Annotated in this window: 2 protein-coding genes; both read left to right on the top strand. The window is 73.9% G+C overall.

The genetic code is table 11. The features are described from left to right. On the top strand, nt 1-278 hold a 278-nt coding region (locus tag ACTWPW_RS64475), incomplete at its 5' end, for a tyrosine-type recombinase/integrase (RefSeq protein ID WP_443175081.1). Next, nucleotides 275-755: hypothetical protein (locus ACTWPW_RS64470; RefSeq protein WP_443175080.1), on the top strand; the 481-nt coding region annotated here is incomplete at its 3' end. The genes ACTWPW_RS64475 and ACTWPW_RS64470, both read left to right, overlap by 4 nt.

The raw sequence follows: 755 nt of genomic DNA, 5'->3' as shown, positions 1-755 counted from the left end.
CGGTGTTCGTGACAGTACGGCGGCCTTACCGGCAGCTGACGCCGGAGGCGGTCCGCGCTGTCATGGGCCGGGCCTGCGACCGGGCCGGGCTCGAACGCCGTGGCGCGCACCGGCTCCGTCACGCGCTGGCGAGCGAGATGCTGCGGGCCGGCGCGTCGCTGCCCGAGGTCGGGCAGGTGCTGCGGCACCGCAGCCAGCTGTCCACGGCGCTCTATGCCAAGGTCGACCAGGACGCCTTGCGCCCGCTGGCGCGCCCGTGGCCCGGGGTCGGCCGGTGAGCGCGCTGCGGGCCAGGGCCGAGGAGTATCTGGCGATGCGCCGCGCGCTCGGATTCAGGCTCACCACGCAGGGCCGGCACCTGATGAGCTTCGTCCGGTTCTGCGAGGAGCGCTGCGCCGATCACGTGACAGCCGACCTGGCGATCGAGTGGGCGACCCAGACCACGCGGGGCAGCGGCGACGAGGCCTACCAGGCCCGGCGGCTCGACGTCGTGCGGATCTTCGCCCGGCACCTGCAGGTGCTGGAGCCGGCCACCGACGTCCCGCCCGCCGACGTGCTGTCACGCCGTTACCGGCGGATCCCGCCCTATCTCTACTCCCCAAAGGAGGTCTCCGCGCTCATGAGCGCTGCCGGCGCTCTCCCGCCGGCGCTGCGGGCGGCGACCTGGAAGACACTGATCGGGCTGCTGGCCGTGACCGGCATGCGCCAAGGCGAGGCGTGCCGCCTCGAACGGGACGACGTGGACCTGCAGGCCG

It is taken from the genome of Nonomuraea sp. KM90 (genome assembly GCF_052246675.1).
Taxonomy (GTDB): domain Bacteria; phylum Actinomycetota; class Actinomycetes; order Streptosporangiales; family Streptosporangiaceae; genus Nonomuraea.
This window is presented reverse-complemented; position numbering and strand designations above follow the sequence as displayed.